Consider the following 5,461-nt stretch of genomic DNA (forward strand, 5'->3'; position numbering starts at 1 on the left):
ACGACAGTGGCGCGCGGCGCGTGCTGAGCACCCGGCGCGACGCCGCGCGCGTGCCGGCCACGGCGGCGGCGCGCGTGATGGTGGTCGACTCGCATCTCGATGTCGCCGGCGCTGGCGAAGCGCTGCCGGCCGTCGCCCCGCGCGCGGACGACATCGCCTACTGCATCTACACCAGCGGCTCGACCGGCCAGCCCAAGGGCGTGCTGGTGCCGCACGGCGGCCTCGCCAACCTGGTGGACTGGCATGTCGAGGCCTTCGGGCTCGATGCGGGCTCGCGCGTGGCGATGCTGGCCGGCCCGGGCTTCGACGCGGCGGTCTGGGAGATCTGGCCGGCGCTGTGCGCGGGCGCGAGCCTGGTGGAACCGCCCGCCGCGCTGCGCCACGACGCGGCCGCGCTGGCGCAATGGCTCGATGCCGAGGCGATCAGCCATGCCTTCCTGCCCACGCCGCTGGCCGAGGCCTTCCTCGCCACCGGCGCCGCGCCGCGCGCGCTGCGCGTGCTGCTCACCGGCGGCGATCAACTGAAGTCGCGCGCCGTGCCCGGCGCCGCGTACCGGCTCGTCAACGCCTATGGCCCGACCGAGAACAGCGTGGTCACCACGGCCGGCGAGGTTGCCGCGCATGATTCGACCGAAGGCGCGCCCGCGCTGCCCGATATCGGCCGGCCGATTCGCGGCCAGCGGCTGCACGTGCTCGATACGGCGCTGCGCGCCGTGCCGCTCGGCGTGGCCGGCCAGCTCTACGTGGGCGGCGCCGGGCTGGCCGCCGGCTACCTGGGGCGCCCCGAGCTGAGCGCCGAGCGCTTCGTGTTGGCGCCCCAAGGCGAGGCGGCCGGCACGCGCCTCTATGCCACCGGCGACGTGGTGCGGCTCGACGAAACCGGGCGCATCCACTTCATCGGCCGCGCCGACGACCAGGTGCAGATCCGCGGCTTCCGCGTCGAGCCGGCCGAGGTGGAGGCGGTGATCGCCGCGCATCCGGCGGTGGGGCAATGCAAGGTGCTGGCCTTCGAGCGCGCCGCGGCCGGGAAGCTGCTGGCCGCCTATGTCGCGCCGCGCGCCGGAGCGGGCGCCGCGCTGGACGAGGCCGCGCTGCGCGCCTTCGTCGAGGCGCGGCTGCCGTCCTATATGCGGCCCGCCGCCTATGTGCTGCTCGACACGCTGCCGCTCGACGCGAACGGCAAGATCAGCCGCCGCGCGCTGCCGTCGCTGGACGCCGCGCCGGCAAGCGCGGCCGAGGAAGCGCTGTTCGCCGACGAAGTGGAGCAGGGCGTGGCCGCCTGCTATCGCGAGCTGCTCGGCGGCGTGACGCCGCGTGCCGACGAGGATTTCTTCGCGCTCGGCGGCCATTCGCTGCTGGTCGCGAAGCTGGCCGAGGCGCTGCGCGAGCGTTTCGGCGTGACGGTGGCGATCGCCGAGCTGTTCACGCATGCCACGGTGGCCTCGCTGGCCGCGCATCTGCGCGAAGCGGCCGGCCATGCCGCGCCGGTGGCGCTGGCGCGTGTCGAGCCGGGCCTGCCGGTGCCGCTGAGCCCGGCCCAGCAGCGCATCTGGCTGCTGCAGAGCTACGACCCGGCCAGCACCGATTACCACGTCGGCGGCGCGCTGCGCGTGCAAGGCGAGCTCGATCTCGAGCGCCTGGAGCAGGTGCTGACGGCGCTGGTGGCCGAGCACGAGGCGCTGCGCACCTTTTTCCCGCTGCGCGACGGCCTGCCGGTACAGGAAGTGCGCGCGGCCGGGCCGTTCACGATCGAGCGACTGTCGGTCGAACTCGACGGTCTTGCGTCGACCGCGCACGAGGCGCGCGTGGAGGCGGCGATCGAGGCCTTCCAGTCGCGTCGTTTCGATCTGGCCGACGGGCCGCTGCTGCGCGCGGGCTGGCTGCCGCTCGCGGCGGACCAGGCTTACCTGCTGCTGAGCCTGCATCACCTGATCGCCGACGGCCGTTCGGTGGCGATCCTGCTCGACGAGATCGCACGGCGCGGTGCCCTGGGCGCGACGCTCGTCGCCGAAACGGCTGCCGCGCAAACCGCGTTGCAATACCGTGATTACGCGGCCTGGAGCCGCTCGGCCGAGGCGCAGGCCGCCGAAGCCGCCGCGCTGCCGTTCTGGCGCGAGCAGTTGACGGGCCTCGCCCCCGACGGGCTGGCCGCCTTGCGCCTGCCGCAAGCGGCGCGGCAGGCCGAAGCCGTCGAGGCCGGCGATATCGATACGGCGCCGGGCGACGAAGTCGCCGCCGAGCTGCCGCGCGAACTGGCCGCGGCAGTGCGCGCGATGGCCGCGCGCGAAGGCGTCAGCGAGTCCACCGTCTACCTGGCCGCCTATGGCCTGCTGCTGGCGCGCCTGGGCGGCGAGCCCGAGGTGCTGGTCGGCACCGCCTACGCGGGGCGCGACGTGCCGGGTACGGCGGCGATGATCGGCATGTTCGTCAACGTGCTGCCGCTGCGCGTGACGATCGGCGACGGCACGCCTTTCGCGCGTCAACTGCACGACTGGCGCGAGGCCAGCGTGGCGGCCTGGCGCCATGCGCGGCTCGGCTACGGCGAGATGGTCGAGCTGGCCGGCGTGGAGCGCGCGGGCGAGGCGGGCGAGCTGGTGCGCGCCATGTTCGACTACGAGGAGCGCGAATTCGGCGCGATCGGCTTCGGCGCGGCGACGCTCGCGCTGGAGCGGCGCGCCGACCGCAGCGCCAAGTTCGACCTCACGCTGCGCTGCCGCGCCGAGGGCGAGGCGATGCGCATCGCGCTGAACCATCGCCTCTCGGCCTTCGACCGCGAGCGCGCGACGCTGCTGCTCGACACTTATCGCCTGCTGCTCGAACAGGTGGTCGCGGCGCCCGAGCTGACGCCGGCCCAGACGCGCGTGGTCGACGCCGGCGCGGCCGAGGCGCTGCTCGCGCTCGGCCGTGGCTTCGGCTTCGGCGAGACCGGCGTGCTGTCCGGCGAACCGATCCATCACCACCTCGAGCGGATCGCGCGCCTGCATCCCGAAGCGCTCGCCGTGACGGGCGCCGATGCCGCGCAAGGCATCGCCTATGGCGCCTTCAACGCCCAGGCCAATCGCCTGGCGCGCCGCCTGCGCGCGCTCGGCGCGGTGCCGCGCGAAGCCGTCGCGCTGTGCCTGTCGCCGGGGCCCGGCTTCGCGCTGGCCGCGCTGGCCGTGCTCAAGCTGGGCGCCGCCTATGTGCCGATCGACCCGCGTTATCCCGAGGCGCGTCGCGCGCGCATCGTCGCCGATTGCGGCGCGCGACAGTTGCTGGTGGAGGCCGGCACGGCGCCCGAAACGCTGCCGGCCGGCGTGGCCGCGCTCGAGCTCGACAGGCTGGTCGCCGAGGCCGCCGGCCTGGACGGCGAGGATCTCGACGTTGCCGTCGCGCTCGACGACCTGGCCTACCTGGTCTACACCTCGGGCACCACCGGCACGCCCAAGGGCGTGGAGATCCCGCATCGCGGCCTGGCCAATCTCTGCGACTGGCACGCGCGCGCCTATGCGCTGCACGAGGCGCCGCGCACGACGCGCGCCAGCCAGACGGCCGGCGTCGGCTTCGACGCGGCGGTCTGGGAGATCTGGCCGTACCTGGCCACCGGCGCCAGCGTCTGGTTCGCGCCCGAGGCGGCGCGCCAGTCCTCGCGCGAGCTGACGGCCTGGTTCGCCGCGGCCGGCATCACCCACGCCTTCGTGGCCACGCCGCTTGCGCACGCGGTGCTGGCCGACGGCTGGCGCGGCACGCCGGCGTTCCGCTACCTGCTGACCGGCGGCGAGCGGCTCACGCGCCGCGCGCCGGCCGGCGCCGGCTACCGGCTGTTCAACCACTACGGCCCGTCGGAGAACAGCGTGGTGGCGACCGCCACGGAAGTGCCGGCGCAAACGCCGCACGCGCGGCAGGCGGCGCCCTCGATCGGCACCGCGATCGATCGCGTGCAGGCGCTGGTGCTCGACCGTCACGGCCAGTTGCTGCCGCGCGGCCTGGCGGGCGAGCTGCACGTCGGCGGGGCCTCGCTGATGCGCGCTTATCGCGGCAACCAGGCGCTCACGCAGGCGCGCCTGATCGCCGATCCGTTCTCGAGCGATGCCGGCGCCCGGCTGTATCGCAGCGGCGACCTGGTGCGCTGGAACGCGGCGGGCGAGCTCGACTACCTCGGCCGCGCCGACGACCAGCTCAAGATCCGCGGCCATCGCATCGAGCCGAGCGAGATCCTGCACGCGATCAAGGGCGAGGCGGGCGTCTACGACGCGGTGGTGGCCACTCACCAGCATGCGCAGGCGGGCTTGCAACTGGTCGCCTACATGGTGTTCGACGCCGCATCGACCGACATCGCCGGCACGCCGGCCGCGCGCGCCGCGTGGCTCAAGCAGGCGGTGGCCGCGAAGCTGCCGGCCTTCATGGTGCCGACGCACGTGGTCGAGCTCGACGCGCTGCCGCTCACGCGCAACGGCAAGGTCGACTACACGGCGCTGCCCGCGCCGCGCGCTTCGGTTGAAACGGGCGGGGAGGGCGAAGCGGCCCGCACGCCGCTGGCCACCGACACCGAACGCGCGCTGGCGGCGATCTGGAGCGAACTGCTCGGCGAGCGCGTCGACGACGCCCACGTCAATTTCTTCGCGCTCGGCGGGCACTCGCTGCTGGCCGCGCGCGCCGTCGCGGCGATCGAGACACGACTCGGCCGCGCGATTGCCCTGAAGGACTTCTTCATGACCCAGGACCTGGCTTCACTGGCGCAACGGCTCGATGACGATGCCGCGCGCCCGGCGGGCATCCCGCTCGCCCCGGCCGACGCGGCGATCCCGCTCGCGCCGCTGCAACATCGGCTGTGGCTCGCGCAGCGCTTCCATCGCGAGCACGTCGGCCACAACGTGGTGGGCGCGCTGCGCCTGAGCGGCACGCTCGATGCGGCCGCGTTCCGCGCGGCGCTGATCGATACCGTGGCGCGCCACGCGATCCTGCGCACCCGCATCGTCGAGACCGACGAGGGGCCGCGCCAGATCGTGCCCGCCGCGCAGGACGCGGCCACGCTCGTGGCGGCCGACGCCGACCTGCTGCAGATGAACCTGAGCGGCAACCCGGCCTCGATGCTGGATGGCTTCGTGCGCGACCATCTCGCGCGCATGGCCAAGGAGCCCTTCGACCTGGCCGCGGGCCGCCCCTACCGGCTCGCGCTGATCCAGACCGCCGCCGACAGCGCGGTGCTGGCGGCCAGCTTCCACCACATCGTCGTCGATGCCTGGTCCGCCGAGGTGTTCCTCGCCGACCTGCTGGAAGCCTATGCCGCGCATCGCGAGCAGCGGGCCGCGCGGCTCGCGCCGCTGGCGGTGCAGTATCGCGACTACAGCGTCTGGGCGCAGCAGGCGCTGTCCCGCGAGGAACCGGCCCTGCTGGATTTCTGGCGCGACTACCTGCGCGCGTTGCCGGCGCAGGCGCCGCTGCCGGTGGCGCGCGGCGCGGCCGAGGGCAGCGCCGGCCA

The 5,461-nt window shown here is 74.4% G+C and carries 1 protein-coding gene; it reads left to right on the top strand.

Annotation, left to right across the window (positions count from 1 at the left end; genetic code table 11):
* Window positions 1–5,461, top strand: a 5,461-nt coding sequence (locus F3J18_RS35340; RefSeq protein ID WP_166916754.1) for a non-ribosomal peptide synthetase, incomplete at both ends; no start/stop codon positions are given.

Origin of the sequence: Burkholderia sp. Ax-1720 (assembly GCF_011753035.1) — a bacterium.
In the GTDB taxonomy this organism is placed as follows: domain Bacteria; phylum Pseudomonadota; class Gammaproteobacteria; order Burkholderiales; family Burkholderiaceae; genus Burkholderia; species Burkholderia gladioli.